Annotated in this window: 22 protein-coding genes; 8 read left to right on the top strand and 14 right to left on the bottom strand. The window is 44.0% G+C overall.

Annotation, left to right across the window (positions count from 1 at the left end):
* Nucleotides 1-20: 20 nt before the first annotated feature.
* From FTT68_RS08275 to FTT68_RS08240, 8 genes are all read right to left on the bottom strand, one after another.
* Entirely contained in the window at nt 21-1,439 is a 1,419-nt protein-coding gene (locus tag FTT68_RS08275) for a hypothetical protein (protein ID WP_168399662.1), read from the bottom strand.
* Entirely contained in the window at nt 1,436-2,431 is a 996-nt protein-coding gene (tssG, locus tag FTT68_RS08270; protein ID WP_180175287.1) for a type VI secretion system baseplate subunit TssG, read from the bottom strand. The genes FTT68_RS08275 and tssG overlap by 4 nt, the downstream gene beginning before the upstream one ends.
* A complete protein-coding gene (tssF, locus tag FTT68_RS08265; protein ID WP_180175286.1) occupies nt 2,395-4,200 on the bottom strand; it encodes a type VI secretion system baseplate subunit TssF in 1,806 nt (601 codons plus the stop codon). The genes tssG and tssF overlap by 37 nt, the downstream gene beginning before the upstream one ends.
* An 11-nt stretch (nt 4,201-4,211) precedes the next feature.
* Complete coding sequence (gene tssE, locus FTT68_RS08260) at nt 4,212-4,688, bottom strand: type VI secretion system baseplate subunit TssE (protein ID WP_045795669.1); 477 nt, start codon at nt 4,686-4,688, stop codon at nt 4,212-4,214.
* A gap of 67 nt (nt 4,689-4,755) precedes the next feature.
* Nucleotides 4,756-5,259: a type VI secretion system tube protein Hcp gene (locus tag FTT68_RS08255; protein WP_005177807.1), complete on the bottom strand. Its 504-nt coding sequence runs from the start codon at nt 5,257-5,259 to the stop codon at nt 4,756-4,758.
* Nucleotides 5,260-5,303: 44 nt separating this feature from the next.
* Nucleotides 5,304-6,785, bottom strand: a complete 1,482-nt coding sequence (tssC, locus tag FTT68_RS08250; protein ID WP_005177804.1) for a type VI secretion system contractile sheath large subunit — start codon at nt 6,783-6,785, stop codon at nt 5,304-5,306.
* Nucleotides 6,778-7,281, bottom strand: a complete 504-nt coding sequence (gene tssB / locus FTT68_RS08245; RefSeq protein WP_045795670.1) for a type VI secretion system contractile sheath small subunit — start codon at nt 7,279-7,281, stop codon at nt 6,778-6,780. The genes tssC and tssB overlap by 8 nt, the downstream gene beginning before the upstream one ends.
* 20 nt (nt 7,282-7,301) lie before the next feature.
* A complete protein-coding gene (locus tag FTT68_RS08240) occupies nt 7,302-7,940 on the bottom strand; it encodes a hypothetical protein (RefSeq protein WP_104483770.1) in 639 nt (212 codons plus the stop codon).
* 390 nt (nt 7,941-8,330) lie between these two features.
* On the opposite strand from FTT68_RS08240, the gene tssH reads away from it, so the two are divergent.
* From tssH to FTT68_RS08210, 6 genes are read left to right on the top strand one after another with little or no spacing between them, the layout of a single operon-like run.
* Entirely contained in the window at nt 8,331-11,009 is a 2,679-nt protein-coding gene (tssH, locus tag FTT68_RS08235; RefSeq protein WP_180175285.1) for a type VI secretion system ATPase TssH, read from the top strand.
* Between the two features lie 19 nt (nt 11,010-11,028).
* On the top strand, nt 11,029-12,144 hold the full coding sequence (tssA, locus tag FTT68_RS08230) for a type VI secretion system protein TssA (RefSeq protein ID WP_180175284.1): 1,116 nt from the start codon (nt 11,029-11,031) through the stop codon (nt 12,142-12,144).
* Between the two features lie 5 nt (nt 12,145-12,149).
* Nucleotides 12,150-13,514 (top strand): type VI secretion system baseplate subunit TssK, encoded by a 1,365-nt coding sequence (gene tssK, locus FTT68_RS08225; RefSeq protein WP_005177795.1) that lies wholly within the window; start codon nt 12,150-12,152, stop codon nt 13,512-13,514.
* A gap of 12 nt (nt 13,515-13,526) precedes the next feature.
* Nucleotides 13,527-14,333 (top strand): type IVB secretion system protein IcmH/DotU, encoded by an 807-nt coding sequence (gene icmH / locus FTT68_RS08220; protein WP_104471483.1) that lies wholly within the window; start codon nt 13,527-13,529, stop codon nt 14,331-14,333.
* Between the two features lie 14 nt (nt 14,334-14,347).
* Nucleotides 14,348-14,992: a hypothetical protein gene (locus FTT68_RS08215; protein ID WP_127799551.1), complete on the top strand. Its 645-nt coding sequence runs from the start codon at nt 14,348-14,350 to the stop codon at nt 14,990-14,992.
* Nucleotides 14,989-15,951 (top strand): M15 family metallopeptidase, encoded by a 963-nt coding sequence (locus tag FTT68_RS08210; RefSeq protein ID WP_127799549.1) that lies wholly within the window; start codon nt 14,989-14,991, stop codon nt 15,949-15,951. The genes FTT68_RS08215 and FTT68_RS08210 overlap by 4 nt, the downstream gene beginning before the upstream one ends.
* Nucleotides 15,952-15,964: 13 nt before the next feature.
* On the opposite strand, the gene FTT68_RS08205 is transcribed toward FTT68_RS08210, so the two are convergent.
* The 6 genes from FTT68_RS08205 to FTT68_RS08180 all read right to left on the bottom strand — a co-directional run bounded on the left by FTT68_RS08205 (nt 15,965) and on the right by FTT68_RS08180 (nt 20,087).
* Nucleotides 15,965-16,729 carry an alpha/beta fold hydrolase gene (locus FTT68_RS08205; RefSeq protein WP_180175283.1) on the bottom strand — a complete coding sequence of 255 codons (765 nt, stop codon included), beginning with the start codon at nt 16,727-16,729 and terminating at the stop codon, nt 15,965-15,967.
* A gap of 141 nt (nt 16,730-16,870) precedes the next feature.
* Complete coding sequence (locus FTT68_RS08200; RefSeq protein WP_180175282.1) at nt 16,871-17,746, bottom strand: MBL fold metallo-hydrolase; 876 nt, start codon at nt 17,744-17,746, stop codon at nt 16,871-16,873.
* Nucleotides 17,743-18,165: a DUF6691 family protein gene (locus FTT68_RS08195; protein ID WP_005177782.1), complete on the bottom strand. Its 423-nt coding sequence runs from the start codon at nt 18,163-18,165 to the stop codon at nt 17,743-17,745. Before FTT68_RS08195 ends, FTT68_RS08200 begins: the two co-directional genes overlap by 4 nt.
* Before the next feature lies 1 nt (nt 18,166).
* Nucleotides 18,167-18,583 (bottom strand): YeeE/YedE family protein, encoded by a 417-nt coding sequence (locus tag FTT68_RS08190; RefSeq protein ID WP_016658158.1) that lies wholly within the window; start codon nt 18,581-18,583, stop codon nt 18,167-18,169.
* A gap of 496 nt (nt 18,584-19,079) precedes the next feature.
* A complete protein-coding gene (locus FTT68_RS08185; protein ID WP_180175281.1) occupies nt 19,080-19,826 on the bottom strand; it encodes a zeta toxin in 747 nt (248 codons plus the stop codon).
* Nucleotides 19,827-19,829: 3 nt separating this feature from the next.
* A complete protein-coding gene (locus FTT68_RS08180; protein WP_005177774.1) occupies nt 19,830-20,087 on the bottom strand; it encodes a hypothetical protein in 258 nt (85 codons plus the stop codon).
* Nucleotides 20,088-21,149: 1,062 nt separating this feature from the next.
* On the opposite strand from FTT68_RS08180, the gene aroQ reads away from it, so the two are divergent.
* Nucleotides 21,150-21,605: a type II 3-dehydroquinate dehydratase gene (aroQ, locus tag FTT68_RS08175; protein ID WP_005177772.1), complete on the top strand. Its 456-nt coding sequence runs from the start codon at nt 21,150-21,152 to the stop codon at nt 21,603-21,605.
* A gap of 16 nt (nt 21,606-21,621) precedes the next feature.
* Nucleotides 21,622-22,044: an acetyl-CoA carboxylase biotin carboxyl carrier protein gene (gene accB, locus FTT68_RS08170; RefSeq protein ID WP_005177770.1), complete on the top strand. Its 423-nt coding sequence runs from the start codon at nt 21,622-21,624 to the stop codon at nt 22,042-22,044.
* Nucleotides 22,045-22,059 lie beyond the last annotated feature (15 nt).

The raw sequence follows: 22,059 nt of genomic DNA, 5'->3' as shown, positions 1-22,059 counted from the left end.
ATTCGCGCGATACTGCAACATCAGCCCTGTGGGGTTTCATGGGAAACCGGCATAAAAAGTACGTGGGTGGCCGGATGTTCGGTACTGTAAATCATGGAAATAATTCCCTCTGGAAGATGCATGCCCAACATGAAAGAAAACACTTTCGATAAGTGCTGGGTATGACCAATACTTTGTTTTGTATATAAAAAATGATGAGTTTCGATTTGAGACTCAGCAAAACTCTGTTCAATCTGCTTCACGACTTTAATCTGGGTCGGATCATCCGGCATCAGCACAAAAGGCTGTTCCTGATCGAATTGCGCCAGTTCTGTCATCTGATGCTGCTGCAGGTAATGGGCAATATTTTTTTCATTCAACACCAGCTGCAGCATTTTGAATGGTTCTAACTGGTTAATCTGCACCGCGGTGGAGGCCACAATACAGCTAGAGACAAATTCAGCCGGTAAATAATGGTCGGTCAGCCAGGTTTTTTCATCAATCACGTCCTGATCAATTTCAGAATCGACCAGCACAATTAGTGATACGTCTTCGGTTTGTGCTGCGGTCTGTTCCAGCAATTCAAACCAGTCCTGATAGGCATTTTTACTGCCCCAGTAATGATGCTCGATATGAATCTGCTCCGGAATCACCTGAAAATCCTGGATAAACTCCATGATCATCTGCTGGCTGTCCATTTCATTCCACAAATGCAGCAAATCTTCTGCCAGCACCACATGAATATTAATCCGGTTTAAACGCATAACAGGTTGCACCGGCTCAGGTTCAAGGCTGTCATCTTCCTGATGGTTGGGATCAATCCAACCCGGATGCATACGGTACTGATAGGCCAGCTCGCTGTCATAGAACAGTGCCGACTGTTTTAAATGTTCGGCAATTTGCATCAGTACATCGCTGTGCTGAACCAGCTGCTGCTGGACCAGCCGGCGCATACGTAAACTGCGCTGGCTGTCAACGCTATATTCATCTGCATCGTCGTCCAGCTCAATTTCATCATCCAGGTCTTTAATCCGATAGGACAGAATTGGCAAGCCGTAGGCATTTAACAGCTGATGATCCAGCTCCGGACTGGTGAAATTTTTTAATTCTTCAACAATCTGTTCATTTTCACCAAAGGCATGCTGGCTATAACCACTGTACAGGTTCAGCGCCACCGTTCTGACCGGCTCCACTTTTTCTTCAGGAATCTGTTGCTGGGCAAGTGCCGCCTGCTCCTGCTGCTGTTTTTGTTCTTCCTGACGTTTTTTATAACGCTGGACTGCGCTATAAATGATGAAAGGTGACGTCAGCAGCAGCGTAATCGCCAAAGGCAAAAACACAAAAAATGCCAGCATATCTGCCGTATCGGGATCATGCTGAATATCGCGCCAGTAAAAGATAATGGCGGTGCTGACCAGAATAAAAATACTGACAAAAGTGCCAATGATCCACTTGATCATCTTTGATCCCCCAACAGCGGATAACAGCTATCACGATTATCTGCCCGTGCCTGTGGCATTAAAAAAGCCCCTTGCCCTAGCCCCGCATGATGACTGGAGTTCAGACACAAAGGCTGAATGTCTTCTTTGCTCAGCACCAAACGCAAGTCAACCATTAGAGTCGGACTGCACCAAGTCTGTAAGAGTTTTTTCAGTTTAATACTGGCTGGCTGTCCCGGTAAAAACTCCTGATATTGCTGCCGGTTTAAAGGCCCGACTTCAATTTCAATCTTGCCATCAATCTGGCGGATAGTTTCCCCACAAAAGGTATTTACTCCAAGCAAGGCCGGATTGCTGCCGCCTAAACAGGTTTTATGCGCATCATCCAGTTTGAATTTTTCTTCAATAAATTCATGTACAGTAAAATCGGTTTTGAAAATACAGTTCAGCACGGTTTTTAAGGCATGTGCGGTGTTGTTCTGGCCCTGCATCAGGCCTGAAAATTCTGCAAAATAATGATCCATCTCATCCTGTTCATGTTGTGAACGGATGTAACCATTGAGCGCATGCAGAATATCCAGATAATGATTGTCGTGTTCGACCTCATAACGTACCGGCAAGTTATAAGCCAAGCTGGCTTCAATATATTGGCCGGTCAGTTTGTTATTAAACAAACTGAGGAACTGCACGGTTTCTTCACGCTGGATACGTGGACTCTGGCGGATGCGCTGGGTATAGGTATACGGTAAGGCCCCCTGAATGCCGGTGAGTCCCACCATTAAATTGGTCAGCTGAATCTGATCATCTTCAACCGCCAACGTTTCAATTTCTGCCGCCGGAAAGTTCAGATTGAGCGAGGTCTGAAACTGAAAGCCCTTTTTCCAGTCGGCCTGTTTTGCCTGTTCAGGTGCATGACGCAGCAGCCGCGTGGCCTGAATAAACTCATATGCCGTCGGCTGTTCAACCAGATCTGCAATTACAGAAGTTTCTTGCCACCAACGTTCTGCACGCATTGGTATAACTCCTGTAAGCTGTTGGCATCACGCACCACCACATCCACAAAGCTGTTCATCTGAACTTTTAAGTTAAAGATATGACTGAGCAAGGTACTGAAAATATAAAGGCTATGGCCACGAAATACCTGTGGATCAATATCCAGATGCACTTTCAGACCACGGACAAATAAAGGAAAGGGTTTAGCTTCGACCATTTTCTGGGTTAACGAAAACTCGACCGCTTTAATTGAGTCAATAATTAAATGATTTTCTTTAGATTTTGGTAGGTTATAAAGTTCAAGCAGCTCTTTGATATGACTGATCGCATCGCCTTTCATCAAAGACAAGGTGTTTAAGGATAAATGCGAGATCACCCGCCATTGTTCCATTTTATTCTGCTCAAAATAATACGGCTTATTCGGACGCTTCAGTACCAGAGCGCGCCGTGCCAGACTGCTGTCATTCAGATTTAAAATATTATTGGCTTGGCTTAAAGCCTCATGTGGCAAGTCACGGTTTGAGCAAAGCAGTTTGGCGCTGATAAAATCCGACTTGGTGTGCTGCGGTTGTAATTGCTTTGACAATACACTGTAGCCCGTTTCCACAAAACGGTTATGCAGCTGCTTGGCATTTAGGGCGTAATAAAACTGAATATCTTCATGCCGATAATGACTCATGGCAAAAAATGGATAAACCGGAAAAACCACCTGATCCTGATTGGTTTTTTCCCGGATCATGTTCATTTCCTGAATGCTGTACATCTGATAAAACTCAGGATGATGCGCATCGGTCACCAGTGGATATTCCAGCTGCTTGTGATCAATTTTTTGCGGTTCGGCCTGCTTCTCAAACAGGTTCACCACCGGTGTGGCAAATAATTTAAAGTTAGCCACGTTCAGTTCGGAATAATTGCGAATCACCATCTGATCATTCAGGTTCAGTTTCAGATGAATCAGCAATTCAAACTGGCTCTGCTCTTCAAGATAACACAGAAAATCCAGATTCAGACTCAGGAAATTAAACTTTTCCGGAAAGCAGAAATATTCCAGCAATAATCGGTAGGCATGATGGGTATGCTCATCTAGCGGCAGTACACTCTCCTGCTCATGCATGCCCATCAGCTGAAACGGATTAGCAATCTGAATTTGGCGCTGGCCAATTTTTAATGAAAATCCGGTACTGGGACTGAAAATACCATCGAGTACCTGAAGCGGAAAATTGGAAATCGCATCAAGATAAATTGGCAACTGCTGTTGTTGCAGCAATGCGTGTGCCTGATTAAAAATTTCAAAACCCAGACTTAAGGTTGCATTCTGGTTCAAGTGCATATGCGCACTCGGATTGCTCTTGAATTCCAGCTTGTTGAGCTGAATTGGCAATAAATTCACAGTGTGTGTGCTGGAAAACTCGCACTGAACGCCTTTGAAACTTCTGGATTTTAACGCCGTGCCTTTGGGAATTGTATGTGCTTCGGTCAGCTGTTTAATTTTATTGAGATCTTCAAAGCTGACCACAGAACAGGCCGGAAATGGCTTTAGGTACTGTGGAAACATGACCTCAAACAAGGCACGGGTAAAAATGTCGTAGCTGTCTGCCAGTTTTTTATCAATACGTGCGGCTATTAGTGAAAATGCCTGAATTAAACGCTCAATATGCGGGTCATCAATCTGTTCCTGATTTAAAGACAGACGCTGCGCGATTTTAGGATATTTCTGGGAAAATTCACGAGATTGCTGGCCGAATTCTTGCAGCTGTTTTTCGTAATAAGGTAACAAGTCTTCAATCACAGGAATCCCACTTATGCACGTGCCGAAATAACATATTGTTGTGTTGTTGGTTTTAATAAAGCATCAAAAATCACAGGTTCATATAAAGGATGAATATTGATATAGGCCTGAATACTCAAGCACAAAGCCCCCATATCCTGTTCATCTAATAACATTTCAACTTTAATCTGTCTTAAACGCGGTTCATGTGCCGCGATGGATTGTGCAATAGACTGGCAGATTTTATCGCGGTCACTTGGATTAGCGGTCGATAAGCCGACAAAATCAATAATCCCAAACTGCATAATGGACTTTTTAACCAGTGGAAAATCATCAATCTGTTCATGCAAAGATGCCATGCGGCTATTGAGCAGGTCTTCCAGATCTGCAGCGACAGATTCGCGAAGTTCCTGTAATGACAACCCCTTTAAATGATAATCTTCTGTAGTTAAAAGCCGGTCAAATAATGTAGTTCTAAAACCGTACGGATAAAGCTGGTCTAAATTCATGTATTACTAATTAAGCATAAAATCAGGTAGAGGCTGGCATAGCGCCAGCCTCCCGTGGTCATACAAATTAAGCAGCATAAGATGCTGTGTTATTTGAAAGTGACCATTTTTTAGTAACTGCACCTTTTTGGGTACCGTTAATGTCTTGCTGGTTATAAGTCCACTCGACTGCGGCATATTTCAAACCGAATGATTCAGTTGGAACACCTTCTTCATTCACAGTTGGCGTTACGCTTGAAACCAGTACATGTTTCAGTTTGATTTGCAGGTACTTGATACGCTTGTCACCGTTAGCACGATAGAAATCGATCTGTACTTCATCGAAGGTATAACCCGCAGAACATGCTTCCCAAAGTTTTGGACTGGTTGCATCCAAATCTTTAACAAAAACCATGTCTGAGTGTTCTACACGCTCAGCAGTATGACCACCTACACTTGAAGAAGTCGCTGATTTAGGCTGACGGATATTGTGCGCCCAAGAATTTACTTCTAGCCAATCTTTGTGCTCTGCATCACGCGATTCGCCATCAACTTTATACTTCCCTCGAAACTGTACGTAGATATCTTTCATTTTATAAATTTTCCTGTTTTAGTTAAAAGTTATTATAAGTTGCCTCAATTTGAGGACTGAGGTAACTCAGTAACAAGTCGCAAAGAAACCGACAACTCGTCCAACTGGAAATGCGGTCTTAAGAAAACCACAGACTTGTAGTGTCCCGGCTGAGCAGGATTTTCTACAACCTTTACCGATGCTTCACGAAGCGGATATTGTGCTTTCGCTTCCTGAGAGGCACCGTCGTCAAGCAAGACGTATTGCGATAACCAGTCATTTAAAAAGGCTTCAACATTGCCAGCAGAGGCAAAGCTGCCGACCTTGTCGCGCATCATGGCTTTTAAATAATGGGCAATACGCGAAACCGCCATAATATATTGAATCTGGCTAGATAAGGCCGAGTTGGCATTGGCGCTATCGCTGTCGTATTTCTTCGGTTTTTGTGCAGATTGCGCACCAAAGAACGCCGCGTAGTCAGTATTTTTACAATGTACCAGTGGAATGAAGCCTAAATCGCTTAATTCTTTTTCACGACGGTCAGTAATGGCTATTTCAGTTGGACACTTGAAGACCACTTCGCCATCGCTGGTTTTAAAGGTATGGACCGGCAGGCCTTCGACCAGACCACCACCTTCAACGCCACGAATTGCCGCACACCAGCCATGCATATCAAAGGCATTGGTTAAACGGGTACCAAAGGCATACGCCGCATTCATCCATAAATATTCATCATGGTTTTGGCCCGACACTTCTTCAATAAAGTTAAAGCCTTCAGTGGCTGCACCATCTTTCGGATGGAACGGTAAACGGCCCAATACACGCGGCATGGTCAATGCGACATAACGTGAATCTTCGCTGTCACGAAATGAACGCCACTGTACATATTCTGCAGTTTCGAAAATCTTGGATACATCACGTGGACGGTCAATATCGGTAAACGATTCCAGCCCCAGAATGCTCGGACTTGCCGCAGAAATAAATGGTGCATGCGATGCCGCAGCCACGTGCGAAATCTGCTCCAGCAGATACATATCTGAAGGCGTACGGTCAAATTCGAAGTCACCAATTAAAGTCGCATACGGTGCACCACCAAATGAACCATACTCTTCTTCATAAATTTTCTTGAACAAGGTACTCTGATCAAAATCAGTCGCGCCCTGGAAATCTTTGACCAGTTCTTTTTTGGTCGTATTCAGCATGCGGATTTTAATCAGCGGATTCGACGGTGTTTCCTGACAGAAATAATATAAACCGCGCCAGGTCGATTCAATTTTCTGGAACTGCTCATGATGCATGATTTTGCTGAGCTGGGCAGAAATCAGCGCATCAATTTCAGCAATACGCTTGTCAATCGACAAAGTCATGTTTTCAGAAACAGTGATTGTGCCGGCCATGACTTCTTTGGCCAGTTCGCCAATCAGGCTTTTGGCACGGTCATGTTCTTCTTCATTGCGGGCAATCCGGCTTTGCTCGACAATCGAGTCCAGCAAAGTCAGTTCTTCTGCAGTCTGGGTTTGCGCCTGAACGGCCTGAGCATTAGTCATGATCGGCCTCCGCGCTTAATTTACGAATCTGGTCGGTATTTTTTAATACTTCATCCAGCAGATCTTCCAGACGTTCGCTATTGGAAATCTTGTTACGCAAATCGGTTAAACGCTCACGTGCTTCGACCAGTTTACGCAGCGGATCAACCTGTTGCACCACGCTTTCCGGACGGAAATCTTCCATGGAAGTGAAGGTCAGATCCACCGACATGCGACCGCCCTCTTCAGTTAAGGTATTTTCCACATCGAATGCTGCGCGTGGCGCCAAAGATTCCATCACCTCATCAATGTTATCCAGGTCAACATTAATGAATTTTTTATCTTTTAATTTGGTCTTTTCCAGTTCAGAAGCAGCAGAGAAATCCCCCAACACCCCCACCACAAAAGGCAATTCTTTCACTTCTTTGCCATCACCCACTTCAACATCGTAAGTCAGTTGAACACGTGGAGGACGAATGCGCTGAAGTTTCTTTTGTACACTTTCACGTTTAGCCATAATACAGTGATCCTGTTTTATTATTTTCGTAGCGATTCAAATGGATTATTTGAAGCCGCTGGTTTTGCTGCCGGAGCAGTTGTTCTTGTTGCAGTTGCTGCCTTGGTCGATGCGGTACGTGTGGTTTTAGCACGACTTGCATTACTGCTTGCTTTACGTGCTGCAGCACGTTGGGCTGCAGCTTTTTTGGCAAGCGATGCATTGGTAATGGCCTTGGCAGAACTGGTATCCGGAGCAGGCACTGAAGCGCGGATAGTATCCGATAATTCCTTGGCCGCTGGATAGGTCACTTCGTCAGATAAAAAGCGCATTTGCTCGGTACGCATATAGTTTAAGGCATTTTTGGCAATCGAAACGCCTGCTAAAAAGTGCGCATCAGTCAGGTCTGGATGGCGTACGCCCTGGTTTTCCAGCTGTTCTACCAGCTGCAGGGTCTTCATATTTTTACCAAGTTCCTGAAAACGTTTTGCGGCTTGAACTTGCAGTTCTTGTTTCACCTCTTGATTTTTTTTATTTTCTTTGGCACACACTTGCTGATAAATCCCCAACAATGCCTGATCAGTTTCTCCCTTAACCAGCGGATAATCCTTGATACAGCCTCGTTTTAGCTCAATCTGCTCATCTGCATAAGCAATTGGGGTGGCACAAAGTGTCGCCATTAGGGGAAAAAGAAGAATACTTTTTTTCAAAACGAGCCTCTAATTTCTAAATTCATTTATAGTGAATGGGTGTATTTGAAAACTGAACACGAACAATTTTTATCAAAAAAAAACATCGCGCAAATTTAACAAAAAATAAACTTCTGGCGTCAAGACAAATTCTGCCAACTATCGACAATAATTGTCATATTTTTGTTTCCGGTAAAATTATTTTTGTCTTATTTGTTTTCATTTTTGAAAAAATTTTAGGTAGAATACTACAACCCTAATATTTATATCAATATAAATTATTGATATGTAAGTAAAATTTATTTTATTTACTGAAAACGATGTTCAGCCCATGGTCGCTACTTTAACCCATTTGGACTGGAATTATAACTAGAGCGTGTTATGAATAATTTAAAAATTTTGATTAATAAACTATCAAGTCATGCCAGAACAGCCTTAGAAAAGTCTGCCAATGCCTGTATTAATCAGCAGAACTACGAAATTGAAATAGAACACTTTTTCCTAGAATTATTAACCCAAGACCATAAAAATGACCTGAGTCTCCTTCTCGATAAATATAAAATTTTAAAAGATGATCTCATTCATGATTTAAAAGAAAGTGTCAGTCACCTGCCAAAGGGTAATTCTCGTACACCTATCTTTGCAAAATCTATCATTCGTCTGTTAGAGCAAGCCTGGTTATTAGCCTCGGCCGAGCAAAATCCGCAAATTCGTAGCGGTCACTTACTGGTTGCTTTGCTAACCGCACCTGATCTTTATCAGATTGCGGTGCGTGCTTCGAGCCTGTTTGACCTGTTCCCAATTGACACCATGAAGCACAAATTCTTAGATGTATGTGTCAAAAGTGTCGAAAATGAAAACGCTACTGTCCCGGAAACGGCTGAAACTGAAAGCGTCACAGCTATCGAGCCTGCACCAAATAGCAAAAAAACACCTGCGCTGGATCAATACACCATTAACCTGACTGAAAAAGCCAGAACGGGCGCAATTGATCCGGTGATTGGCCGTGAATTTGAAATCCGTCTGATGCTGGACATTTTAATGCGTCGCCGTCAGAACAATCCGATTTTAACGGGTGAACCGGGTGTCGGAAAAACTGCGGTGGTAGAAGGTTTGGCACTTAAGATTGCCAATAATCAGGTGCCGGATGCGCTGAAGAACGTGCATCTGCATGTGCTGGATATGGGGCTATTACAGGCCGGTGCCAGTGTTAAAGGTGAATTTGAAAACCGCTTAAAACAGGTGATTCAGGAAGTTCAGGCGTCAACCCATCCGATTATCCTGTTTATTGATGAAGCGCATACCTTAATTGGTGCTGGTGGACAGGCCGGTCAAAATGATGCCGCCAACCTGCTAAAACCGGCACTGGCTCGTGGTGAGTTACGTACCATCGCGGCCACCACCTGGGCGGAATATAAACAGTATTTTGAAAAAGATGCCGCGCTCAGCCGCCGTTTCCAGGTGGTCAAAGTTGAAGAACCAACTGAAGAAGTCGCAATTGATATGCTGCGCGCCATGATTCCGGTGATGGCCAATCACTTTAAACTGAATATTGATGATGAAGCGATTGTCACGGCTGTGCATGCCTCACATCGTTATATCAGTGGTCGCCAACTCCCGGATAAAGCGATTAGTGTATTAGATACCGCCGCTGCACGTGTGGCACTGACCCAAAATTCCCAGCCGGTAAAACTTGATCAGCTACAGGCGCAGCTGCACAATTTAACACTTGAACGCGAAATTGTTGAAAAAGAACATGCACACTTCCCGATTCATCATGAACGTTTAGACGGTTTAAATCAGAAAATTACTGCTCTTGAGCAGGAAATTGCCGATACACAACAGCAATGGCAACAAGAACTGGAACTGGTTCAGCAGATTCAGACGCTAGAACAGCAGACCGAAGCCGATGAAACCAGCCAGACCCAGATGCAGCAGTTACGCAGCCAGTTGCAGCAACTGCAAGGTCAACATCCGCTGGTATTTGAACGCGTCAATGCCCAGATTATTAATGAAATTATCTCGGACTGGACCGGTATTCCTGTCGGAAAAATGATTAATGATGAAATCAAGCAGGTTCTGACCTTAGAAGATAAACTTTCTGAGCGTGTTATGGGGCAAGACTATGCCCTGCATCAACTGGTGCAAGGTATTAAAACCTCAAAAGCCAAGTTGGAAGATCCAAACAAACCGCAAGGCATGTTCCTGCTGGTCGGCCCAAGTGGGGTTGGTAAAACTGAAACTGCCCTGGCCTTGGCCAATGAGTTATACGGTGGTGAATCGCATCTGATTACCATCAACATGTCGGAATATCAGGAAGCGCATACGGTTTCATCTTTAAAAGGTGCGCCGCCGGGTTATGTGGGTTATGGTCAAGGCGGTGTGCTGACGGAAGCCGTACGTCGTAATCCGTATAGCGTGGTCCTGCTCGATGAAATTGAAAAAGCGCATAGTGATGTGCAGGAACTGTTCTATCAGGTGTTTGATAAAGGCATGCTCGAAGATGGTGAAGGTCGCCTGATTGACTTTAAAAATACCACCATCCTGCTGACCTCTAACGCCGGTTCCGGCGCCATCATGCAAAGTTGCCTGCCGCTGCCGGTAGATGAATGGCCAAGCGCAGAACAGCTGATTGAAAAGCTGAAACCAAGTTTGTACAAGCAGTTCAAACCGGCCTTTTTAGGACGTATGCGGATTGTGCCGTATTACCCATTGCATGATGATTTACTGGTGCAAATTATCCAGCACAAACTCGGTAAAATTACCGCGCGTCTGGAACAGCAGTACCAGACCAAAGTCAGCTATTCCGACGATTTAATCGAATTACTGCTGAGTCGCTGTACCGAAGTCGATAGTGGTGCACGTAATGTCGACAATATTCTGAATTCTTCGGTGCTTCCGGCCTTGGCGACAGAAATCCTGATGGCACTGGCCGAGCAAAAAATTCCGCAACTGATTCATATTGATGTCAAAGACGATGAAATCATCTATCAGCTCGATCCGGAACAAAAAACGGCCAAAAAACGAAGCAGTAAAAAAGCAAAGATGACTGAAGCGTAATCAAGGATTCAGAACAGCAATGAGCCTCAACCTCGATGTATTGTTACACCCCATTTCTGCCGAACAGCCTTGTGGAGAAGACTATTCTTTTTCCAATGAGTTTCATGCCATTAAAAAGGCCAAAACTCAGGATGATCCGCTTCTCGATCAGGGCGATTGGGTCTCCGAACCCAAACAGGCCGACTGGGGTTTTGTACATAGCAAATCGACTGAATTACTGGAAAGTAAAACCAAGGATATCCGTTTATATGGCTGGCTGCTGGAAGCATGGAGCAATTTGTATGGCTTTGAAGGCATTGCTCAAGCCATACAACTTAGCCATCGCAGCTTGAATGAATACTGGTTGCAGCTGCATCCGGAAATTGAAGATGATGATCTGGATCAGCGTATTGGTTTATTGCAAGGTTTAATCAACCAGATTCCGGTGCTGATTAAAACCGTGCCGATTGTGACTGCACCGCACCTGAGCCTGCGTGATTATGACAATTTTCTGTATCAGGACAATTTGCGTCGCAAGCAAAGTGAAGATTCATCTGATCAATCAGCTGCGCCACAGCTGGAACAGTTTGATCAGGCGCTGTTGAATACCTCGAAGTCGCTGCAATACCAGAATTACCAGCACTTTCTGGACATTTTGCAGCAGTGGTCAAGTTTAAAAGAAGTGCTGGATCAATTGATGGGCCTGGATGCACCAAGTTTTGCCGCCATTGACTCACAGCTCGACTCGATTCATTCCACGCTTAAAAAATTATATAAAACAGATGCCTTTGCCGCGCAGACTCTGGTTGAAGCACCTGAACAGAATAACATTGTGACTGCTGATGCCATCAATGCTACAGCAGCCCCTGCCATAGCGATGCCCATCATGAATGCACCGACCGGTTTTCAACCGCAACCTCAAAACCATCTGGCCAACCGTGAACAGGCCATGCAGGTTTTACAGGAAATTGCCGATTATTTTCAGGCCAATGAACCCCATAGCCCGGTCAGCTATATGCTGCAAAAAACCATTAAATGGAGTCAGATGCCGCTGCATGAATGGCTGACTCAGGTAATTAAAAATGACAACCCGCTTGAAAATATTCAGGAATTACTGGGTGTGCAAAGCTCTAATGAAACAAATAGTGATTGGTAAGTGCCATGTTTAAAGCAGATAAAATTCTTTGGGGCGAAGGCTTATTTTTACGCCCGCAACATTTTCAGTTGCAAGACAGCTATCATGAACAGCGCCTGAACCATACTGTTCGTTCCACCATTCCATTTGCTTATGGCGTGCAATCTATAAAGTTTGATGAAGCACAGCTAAATACCCATGTGCTGGCTTTAGAAAGTATTGAAATGCTATGGCAAGATGGAGAAATCTATCAGGCGCCGGCACGTGATTTACTGCCTGAACCGGTACAGCTGGATGATCTGAATCTGCGTGGTGAAATGCTGGTTTATCTAGCGCTACCGATTGTACAGCCAAATAAAAATAATGTGGTGTTTGAATCTGGCGCTCAACCGGGCCGTTACCATTCACATCTCACTCAAACCCATGATTTATTCACCGACGCTACCCCGGCAGATATTACCCTGCTGAAACGCCGTGCCGAATTTAAACTGCTGGATGCCCAGTTTGAACCAAATCATGAAATGGATGGCTTTATCTATTTGCCGGTGGCCAAAATCAAACGCCACAGTTCCGGCCATTTCGAGTTTGAGCGCAAATTTATTCCACCAATTTTACATATTGAATCGAGCGACAGCCTGCTGCAAGGCCTGCGCCGTACCTTGAATGTGATTAAAGCCAAAATCAAAACCATTCAAACCAATAACCGGGAAAATGAACAGAAACTGATTGAGTTCCGTTCTGGCGATATTGTTTCGTTCTGGCTGGTGAATGCCTTAAATACTGCACATGCGACTTTAAGTCATGTTCTGCAATATCCCCAGATTCATCCGGAACGTCTATTTTTTGAATTATTACGTTTAACCGGTTCTTTGCTGACCTTCTCGACGGCCTATGAAGTCGATCAGTTGCCGCGTTATAAGCATCATCAGCTACAGGACAGTTTTGAACAGCTGGATGTCATCCTCAGAGAATTGCTGGATACCATTATTTCCAGCCGTTATATCAGCATCGCCCTGAAAGAAATCCGTCCGTCTTATTGGGTCGGCAGTCTGGAATCCGACAAAATTACCCGCGATACCCGTCTGTATATTGCCGTGTCCAGCTCGATGATGCAGGCGCATGAACTGATCCAGATTGTGCCGCTGCGTTTTAAAGTCGGTAATACGGTTGATGTTGAACAGCGTGTGATGGCCGCCTTACCGGCTATTCCAATTCATCACCTGATGCAGGTGCCGACTGCCATTCCAGTACGTTCCGGAGTGAGTTATTTTGAAATTGAGCCGAATAATGACCTGTATCAACGTATGCTCGACTCGGAATCGATCTGTATTTATGTACCGGCTGGCTTCCAGGATCTTTCTATTGAACTTATTGCTGTCATGAACGGTTAAGGACATTTTTTCATGAATACTCCACATCATGCACCTTCCTTATTTGATGATGGTCAGATTGGTACCGGTCTGACCCCGCCACAGGTCAACCCGAAAATCAGCAATAGTTCTAATCTGGTCGATTTACTTCATGACGGCTTCTATATTGTGTTCCTGATCAAGAACCAGTATGTGCCAGGCAATGTTGAAGCATTCCGCGAAAAAATCATGGATATGCTGAACCGTTTTGAAACCCAAGCAAAAAAATTGCAGTTTTCAGCCGATGATATTCACGATGCCAAATATGCGTATTGTGCCTTGCTGGATGAAACCATCGTGACCCAGCAAGACCCGCAGTTTTTTGATTTGCAGAATCACTGGCTAATTAATCCCCTACAACTCAATCTGTTTGGTTCGCAGCTGGCCGGCTATCGCTTTTTTGAAATGCTGGAACAGCTCAGAAGTCGCGGCAAAGAACGTCTGGCGGCTTTAGAGGTTTATCATTACTGCATGCTGCTGGGCTTTCAGGGCAAATATCGTATTGAGTCGATGGAAGCACTAAACCATATTGTGGCGCGTGTTGGCGATGAAATTGATTATCTGAAAGGCAAGAAAACCGCGTTTTCGCCTTTTGCCGCCTTACCGGATCAGATCAAACATATTATTCACCGTGAATTACCTTTTTTCTGGATTTTGCTGTTCTTAGCCCTTTTTGCCTTATTGTCCTTTGCCGGCCTGCGTTACATGCTGTCCAACCAGAATAATAGCGCAATGAGCCAATATCAAAACGTGATTACTGCACCAACGGAACAGGCGCATATCACCATTCATTTACCATAAAATTTAGATAAAACATGGCAAACGAAAAACAAACTTCATTACGGATTTTACAAAGTAACAAGCCAAAATCGCCGTCGCCACTTTTATATAGTCTGGGCGGTTTTGTGGCGGGGGTCATGGTCACCGGTTTAGCCGGTTATGCCTATTTTTATGCAGGCCAGCCATCGACAACACTAGCAGAGTCCACTCAGGCAATGGCCGCGCCAGCGGTTACTCCATCGGAACTGCCGGCAGAACTGGAAGAATTAAAAAACCAGATGACCGATCACTCTAGTAGTTTTGAAGAACTCGAAGATGTGCAGACTGAACATCCGGTTGAATTTCAGCAACCCAATGATGGTGAACTAAGTAAAATCTTTTCCCATCAACCAGCAAAAGTTGCTGCCCAGCCTGCGCCAAATCAAGCGCGTGTAGCTCCGAACTTTCCGCAAGACATGGCCAGTACTCCTGTGGTGACAGCAAAACAGCCATCTGTACAAAAACCAGCTCCAGCACCAGCCAAAGCTGGTCCTGCTAAACCGGCCGCACCGGTTGTGGTGCCAATGGCCGCCGTAGAACCAGAAGAAACACCACAGGCCAGTGTCCAAATTTCGGTCACCCGTAAACCGGTGGAAAAAGTTGAAACTGTAAGCGTACAGGACACTGCTGTTCATCCATGATTGCGGTTATTTTTATTGCCTTTGTGCTTGTGGCCTGTAGCTTAGCGCTATTGTTGTCTTATGAATTACGCGCCAAGGTGTTATCCGGTTTTCAGGCACTTATTCCTAACAGTAAAAAACAGTTGAGCTCGGTGAAAAGTCTGGCTCAACAGTTTAATCATGCGGCTGCAGCAGAACAGATTCAAACCCATTGGCATATTCAGCAATGGTGGATTTTGATTGCCGGATTTTTTCTGTTTTCCAGCATCATTCTGTTTGCCTTTACCCGCCCGATTAGCGCCACCAAAATTGAAGCCGACTATTTAAGAGAAGTCGATCCTCAAGTTTATGCCCTGCTTGAAGGTGAAATGCTATCACCACCACCTGAAGTAGAAGAAGCACTGGTCGAAGCCGCCGTGGTTGAGGCCATGCAACTGGAAAATCAGTGGGCGGCTGTGCCGGCAGATCAGCATAGTTATGATCCGGCAGTAGAAGATTTACATGCTCACTCTCATGTCAATCCATCAATTGTCAGCGCTGATCGGAAATGGCACAAGATGAATCCACGTTATAAACAGCGCCTGCTGATGGTGTTTAAAATCATGAAAGAACGCCACGGCTATGAGCTGGTGCTATTGGAGGGTTATCGTAGTCCGGAGCGACAAAACTCGCTGTCCAAAAATAAAAACACCACCCGTGCCCGTGGTTATCAAAGCTATCATCAATTTGGTTTAGCCGCCGATGTGGCCTTTAAACGCAATGGCAAAGTGGTGATTTCCGAGCGTGACCCGTGGGCAATGCGCGGTTATGAACTGTATGGCGAAGTGGCGGAGTCGGTTGGTCTGACCTGGGGTGGCCGCTGGAAATCCATTAAAGATTATGGTCATACCGAATACCGGATGCCAGGCTTAAAGAAAACCCGGGAAATGGCGGAAAAGCTGACCTCGGAAGGTCAGCTGATGGCCAATGCACTTGATTAAAACAATACCGGGCTTATGCAGATAAAAACTGCTGGATTTTATCAACCACTTCAGCAGTTTTCTCTGCATGCAGCCAATGCCCCGCATTTTCAACAGTTTCAATATTGGCCTGACTAAACTGCTGTTCAATGGCAGCATAGTGTTCCGGTTTAGATAAATACGGAGAGGCGCCGCCACGAATAAATAAACTTGGTGCATCCACCTTGACTGACTGCCAAGATAAAATTTTCGGATAAGATGCATAAAGTGCATCAACATTAAATAACCACTGCCCTTTACTAAACGATTTCATCAGAAACTGAATCACTGCATCTTCACGCAAATGCTGCTGCATAATCTGGGTGGCATCCTGGCGTGATTCCACTTGTGCTTTTTTGACAGCAAATAGCGCATCAAACACCTGATCATGATGATTTTCCTGATAGGCAAATGGTGTCATGTCCAGCACCACCAGTTTTTCCACTCGCTCTGGTGCAAGGTCAGCCAGTTGCATGGCAATTTTTCCACCCATGGAATGGCCAATCACGATAAATTTTTGTACCTGAATCGCATCCAAGGTTTCCAGTACATCTTGCGCCATCTCGGTATAGCTCATGCTCTGGCAATGTTCCGATTTTCCGTGGTTACGCACATCAATCTGAATGACTGGATAATGCTCCTGTAACGCACGTGCCAGCATACCTAAATTACTCAAGCTGCCAAATAAACCATGAATAAGAACAACCGGAATGTCGGTGCTTGATAGATGTTGTTGTGAAGTCTGGAAATTGAGCAGCATTTTTGATTCCTTGTATGCATCCGTTTTGGCTTTCTCGATATTATAGGATAAGTGTTTTATTAAAATTGTATTTTTGCTTAGGCTATTTTGTATCAGGCCAAAAATATCGGCCAGTTGCATGAAGGCATTGGCCGATCCAGTTTATTTGTTGAAATAATTGAGTGGCAGTTTCAGATAGCGCGTGCCATTGGCTTCCGGTTCAGGGAAATGTCCGGCCACCATATTGATCTGAATGGCAGGCAGAATCAGTTTTGGCATCGACAAACCGGCATCACGGCGATTACGCATTGCCACAAAATCTGCTTTTTGCGTACCATCGTGAATATGGATATTCTCGGCTTTTTGCTGCTGGATACTGGTTTCATGAATAAAGGCCTCACGCCCTTCAGGTAGATAGTCATGGCATAAAAATACCCGTGTCTGCGCTGGCAGCTCATACAGTTTTTGCACGGAATCAAACAGTTGCTCTGCACTACCCTTCGGGAAATCGCAGCGCGCAGTGCCATAATCCGGCATAAACAAGGTATCGCCGACAAAGACTGCATCACCAATCACATAGCTTAAACAGGCTGGTGTATGCCCTGGTGTTGGAATATTGTAGGCCGTTAATTCACCAATACTGAATTGCTCATGATCATCAAACAGATAATCAAAGGCTTGATGCGCATTCAAATATTTCAAATCCAGATTATAAATACGGCCAAACGTATCCTGCACCACAATAATCTTGTTGCTGATGGCAATTTTTCCACCCAGCTTTTCTTTTAAATACTGGGCTGCGGTCAGATGATCTGCATGCACATGGGTTTCTAAAATCCACTCAACGCTTAGGCTATTTTGCTGAATATAGCTAATAATTGCGTCTGCACCTTCAGTCGAGGTAGATGCTGAAGCCGCATCATAATTCAAGACGCTATCAATAATTGCACATTGCTGCGTGGCTGGATCGGTCACTACATAGCTGAATGTATTGGTCTCTTTGTCAAAAAAATGTTGTACAACTGGCGTAGCGGTCATGATTTTTTCCCTAAAAGTCGATGATGGAGATACATGCCATACATCATCGCAGCAATAAAGTACAGCGCCTGATAATAGCCCAAACCAATTAACGTAAAGCTAGGTGCAGGACAAATGCCGGCAATTCCCCAGCCAATCCCAAACAAAGCGCTGCCGATAATCAGTTTAGAATCTAGCTGATTTTGCCGCGGTAACTCAATGGCCTCATGATACACCGTCTTAGGTTCGGCCTGACGTACTGCCTTTTGAAACGGAATAAAAGCCACGGCGATGGCACCCATCATCACAAAAGCCAGACTGGCATCCCAATCGCCGAAAATATCCAGAAAACCTAGTACTTTTTCAGGATTGGACATACCCGAAATCATCAGGCCCAATGAAAATAATCCGCCAAATAGAAACGCCCAGATATTTTTCATTTTAGAATGCTCCTGTGATATGGCGGATGACATACACTGTCAATACGCCCGTCAGCATAAAGGTCAAGGTCGCTACCATCGAACGTTTGGATAAACGGCTGATTCCACAAATACCATGACCACTGGTACAACCCGAACCTAAACGGGTCCCAAAACCAACCAAAATACCGGCCACCACCATCATGAGTGGTCTGGCGTCAAGTTCAATCTGTGGCTGCTGCCAGATTCCATAAATAAACGGCGTAACAAACAGTCCCAATAAAAACCACAGCGCCGGTGTTTTAAAGATGGTGCTTGGCTGCATCACCTGAGCCAGCAAACCACTAATCCCTGCGATTCGTCCGTTCACATATAAATAGCCGACCACGGCGGCCCCTAATAAAAGACCACCTAAAAACGCAATCAGGAAATCATGCATCGCCATACACCCAAAACATTATATGTTTTTATAATATATAAAATATCAATAAATAGCTATCCTTTCTTACAAAGAGCTAACCATCCTCCCCCCTTCCTTTATTCTGGCTTTTGCGTTGTCATTTGCTGATTAAGGAGAGTATTGCTTAGGCTATTTTAGGGATAAAGGAATGAGAATGAAGCGTTTAAAAAATAAGGAAAATAAAAAAGCTTCCACTGACTAGAGGCTTAGCGCAGCCAGCACATCTCTAAAAATAGGACTTGGATAAAGACTATTTTAGTTTAATAAACCGCCTTACAGGTCGTAAATGGAAAACAGTTTGCTAGAAAAATCATGTGATTTAATTAGCTGATCTTGATAGTTGAGCAAATTCCCTGAATATATCCTCGGGAAATTTTGTACTTCGGCATAATATTATGTAGTTTTGCTTTAATTTCTTGGCGTTTTAAAGCTGCTGATCAGAAATAGAGATGAGTACCCATCCAAGTGAACTGGCTTACTCAAAAGCATTTAAAACTTTCTCTACAAACCACTCTGGCAACACCTGCACCTCGGGATTTATTTTTAACAGCTCGGCGTTTTCAATTTCGGCCAGGAACGATGCGGCTTGACCATCCGTTGAGTTATCAAAAAAGTAGGTTCGATCTGTGGCATCCACCGCCTGCATTAATAAATCCATACTGCGGTAGTAACGCTGTTTAATCTTCTGTTCAGGCACGCCATGCCCACCCTTCTCTACGCGATACTGCACCCGTGCAATATTAATCAGCGGATCAACCGTGGAAACATAGTACAGATAGGTTTTAAATCCCTGACGTTTTGCCTCATGTAAAAATTCCACTTTGGAAATATGCGACATCACCGTCTCAAAGGTAAAACTCACCTTTAAACGTAAAAACTCCAGGCGAATATAATCAATAATACGCGCGCATAAATAGGAATCAATTTCCGCAGGATCAAACTGTACACAGCTTGCACTAATCAGTACCGGTGGCTGACGTAATAAAGGCACCCATGTATTTGCCTGCGGTCGTTGTTTTTGTTCTAGAAAGGAAATTAAAGCGGCTGCATTCAATGCCCGATGATAATGGTCCAAATGCAAAACTGCAGAGTGTTTAAGCTGATATTCGAGTTCATCTGCATTTAAATATGCCCCAATATGATGGGGCAACAAATATTCCTTAATGGTACTTTTTCCTGAACCATTCGGACCTGCAAACATCCTGATGCGGGGTTGTGGCATAAATTAGTGAACGGTCTGTAATTTCTTTTTACGTGTCAAGGTTTTTGGAAGATGCTGCGCACTACGATAAGCCGCAGATACATCCTTCATTACGCTTTCCTGACCATTCGGCTGGCGCTGTACCAGTTGCTGATCTTTCACATACACCACAGTTGAAGACGCACATGCCTGCTTAAAAGCATCACGGAATGCGTGAATCGCCAGTTTTGGAATCATATCATCCTCCACCTTGCCTGCTTTCATAATCGTATAAGCTGTCATTGGACAACTCCTGTTCACACTGTGTGTAATGTCTTTATCTTAGCACATCAGGGCTATTTGTCTATTTATACAGCATTTCGCCGATACAAGGTTGTCACAGGCTGAATTAGATAGATCTGTCTTACTTAGGCTAAATTAAGATATTTGTCGCTTTTAAGAAGATTTCCCCTTAATTAAAGCAATACTGTTATTTTTTAATTCTAAAATCAAGGCCCTACTCGCCAAATCAGTTTAGGCAATACGTGAACTATCAAATTTTGCCAACCTTGCCTGAACGGCTTTCGTACAGAAAGATACGAAACTGTCTTTTTCAATGAAAGAATTGGTCAATGACTTCCTGAAAATAAATCCAACACTTTTGAATCCACTCTACTCTAATTCTCTTCACAATGACTATTCATAATCAGGATTGCTCATCTCTTGTTAGCGTCTTAACTTATTCCCATACACCCTCTATCTGAAAGATCAGCCCAACTATTAAGCACATGCTAAACTGATCTAAACAGCACGCTAATGACTGATCTAAGTACTATATCCCAAGCACAGAATAAAGATAAATATTTGTAATTCAATAATAAATAAAGATAGCAACACGGTAGTTTAAAGCCAGATAAAACAGAATCTATAGCGGCAACCTCTCAGCAGATATATTGAATGGTATAAATTTTAAAACGCGGCCAATTCAATATAGAAATCAGGAGGAGGATAAAAACTCCCCAAATTCAGGGATAGCATTCCGGGGGAAATCCAGAGATAAAACCGGATGCACATGCAGGCCATCTACTTGGGCTTAAACTCATTAAACTATTTTGCGGCAAACCTGTGAATGGTTTTGGTCAATTCTCATTACAATGTAAAAAACCGTAATTTCGTGCAAATTTGGAATCTTTTAACATTGCGAATTGTATGCAAAGTTTGCATGATATAGCCATATTTTGCGACATGCTTTTCACGTCAATTTAAAGAAATTATAAAAAAAATGTGGAATTTCATGCCATAATAAGCAAACTTTGCAGACATCTTGCAAAGACTATTTGCAACTTATTAATTGGAGCAGGCTGGATGAGTTCAACCATTTTGGTTATTCATGGACCGAATTTAAATTTGCTAGGAAAGCGAGAACCTGAGGTTTATGGACACCTTACCCTTGAGGATATAAATCAGCAGCTCATGACACAAGCGCAAAATGCATCATTTTCGCTAGAAACTTTCCAGAGTAACTGGGAAGGTGCCATTGTCGACCGAATTCATCAGGCAGGTCAAGAAGGCGTTCAGTTCATCATTATTAATCCTGCGGCCCTGACCCATACCTCAGTCGCAGTACGTGATGCGCTTCTTGGCGTTGCCATCCCGTTTATTGAAGTTCATCTGTCTAACGTGCATGCACGTGAAGCATTTAGACATCATTCATATTTGTCCGATAAAGCTGTAGGCGTGATCTGCGGATTGGGTGCAAAAGGCTATGCTGCTGCACTTGACTACGTTATCGAAAAAATTCAACTCACTTCGCAATCTTAATTAGGAATACTGTCTCATGGATATCCGTAAAATCAAGAAACTCATCGACCTGATGATTGAATCTGACTTACAAGCGATTGAAGTTAAAGAAGGCGATCAGGCGATTGCGCTTACTCGTCGCAGTCCAGTAGTAGCGGCAGCGGTTCCAGCAATGCCTGCACCAGCAGCAGATCTGCCATCAGCACCGAAATCTTCTCCACGTGGCGCAGTTGAAACTTCTCCAATGGTTGGTGTGTTCTATGCAGCACCAAGCCCAGGTGAAGCACCTTTTGTGAAAATCGGTCAAACCGTTTCTGCAGGTGAAACCTTAGGTATTATCGAAGCCATGAAAATCATGAACCCGATTGAAGCAACTCAAAGCGGCGTGATTGAAGAAATTCTAGTTAAAAATGGTGAAGTGATTCAGTTTGGTCAACCACTCTTCCGCTACCGCGCTTAAGACCACGGGGACTCA

This window comes from Acinetobacter sp. Q85-2, from assembly GCF_013420555.1.
Lineage (GTDB): Bacteria > Pseudomonadota > Gammaproteobacteria > Pseudomonadales > Moraxellaceae > Acinetobacter > Acinetobacter indicus.
This window is presented reverse-complemented; position numbering and strand designations above follow the sequence as displayed.

What these genes read in the sequence shown, in the direction of transcription:
- tssE (WP_045795669.1), bottom strand. Translation starts at nt 4,688, where the DNA reads ATGAATTTAGACCAGCTTTATCCGTACGGTTTTAGAACTACATTATTT.
- tssB (WP_045795670.1), bottom strand. Translation starts at nt 7,281, where the DNA reads ATGGCTAAACGTGAAAGTGTACAAAAGAAACTTCAGCGCATTCGTCCT.
- FTT68_RS08275 (WP_168399662.1), bottom strand. Translation starts at nt 1,439, where the DNA reads ATGATCAAGTGGATCATTGGCACTTTTGTCAGTATTTTTATTCTGGTC.
- FTT68_RS08210 (WP_127799549.1), top strand. Translation starts at nt 14,989, where the DNA reads ATGATTGCGGTTATTTTTATTGCCTTTGTGCTTGTGGCCTGTAGCTTA.
- FTT68_RS08195 (WP_005177782.1), bottom strand. Translation starts at nt 18,165, where the DNA reads ATGAAAAATATCTGGGCGTTTCTATTTGGCGGATTATTTTCATTGGGC.
- tssG (WP_180175287.1), bottom strand. Translation starts at nt 2,431, where the DNA reads ATGCGTGCAGAACGTTGGTGGCAAGAAACTTCTGTAATTGCAGATCTG.
- tssC (WP_005177804.1), bottom strand. Translation starts at nt 6,785, where the DNA reads ATGACTAATGCTCAGGCCGTTCAGGCGCAAACCCAGACTGCAGAAGAA.
- FTT68_RS08205 (WP_180175283.1), bottom strand. Translation starts at nt 16,729, where the DNA reads ATGCTGCTCAATTTCCAGACTTCACAACAACATCTATCAAGCACCGAC.
- FTT68_RS08190 (WP_016658158.1), bottom strand. Translation starts at nt 18,583, where the DNA reads ATGCATGATTTCCTGATTGCGTTTTTAGGTGGTCTTTTATTAGGGGCC.
- aroQ (WP_005177772.1), top strand. Translation starts at nt 21,150, where the DNA reads ATGAGTTCAACCATTTTGGTTATTCATGGACCGAATTTAAATTTGCTA.
- FTT68_RS08180 (WP_005177774.1), bottom strand. Translation starts at nt 20,087, where the DNA reads ATGACAGCTTATACGATTATGAAAGCAGGCAAGGTGGAGGATGATATG.
- accB (WP_005177770.1), top strand. Translation starts at nt 21,622, where the DNA reads ATGGATATCCGTAAAATCAAGAAACTCATCGACCTGATGATTGAATCT.
- tssK (WP_005177795.1), top strand. Translation starts at nt 12,150, where the DNA reads ATGTTTAAAGCAGATAAAATTCTTTGGGGCGAAGGCTTATTTTTACGC.
- tssH (WP_180175285.1), top strand. Translation starts at nt 8,331, where the DNA reads ATGAATAATTTAAAAATTTTGATTAATAAACTATCAAGTCATGCCAGA.
- FTT68_RS08240 (WP_104483770.1), bottom strand. Translation starts at nt 7,940, where the DNA reads ATGGCGACACTTTGTGCCACCCCAATTGCTTATGCAGATGAGCAGATT.
- FTT68_RS08185 (WP_180175281.1), bottom strand. Translation starts at nt 19,826, where the DNA reads ATGCCACAACCCCGCATCAGGATGTTTGCAGGTCCGAATGGTTCAGGA.
- FTT68_RS08215 (WP_127799551.1), top strand. Translation starts at nt 14,348, where the DNA reads ATGGCAAACGAAAAACAAACTTCATTACGGATTTTACAAAGTAACAAG.
- FTT68_RS08200 (WP_180175282.1), bottom strand. Translation starts at nt 17,746, where the DNA reads ATGACCGCTACGCCAGTTGTACAACATTTTTTTGACAAAGAGACCAAT.
- icmH (WP_104471483.1), top strand. Translation starts at nt 13,527, where the DNA reads ATGAATACTCCACATCATGCACCTTCCTTATTTGATGATGGTCAGATT.
- FTT68_RS08255 (WP_005177807.1), bottom strand. Translation starts at nt 5,259, where the DNA reads ATGAAAGATATCTACGTACAGTTTCGAGGGAAGTATAAAGTTGATGGC.
- tssA (WP_180175284.1), top strand. Translation starts at nt 11,029, where the DNA reads ATGAGCCTCAACCTCGATGTATTGTTACACCCCATTTCTGCCGAACAG.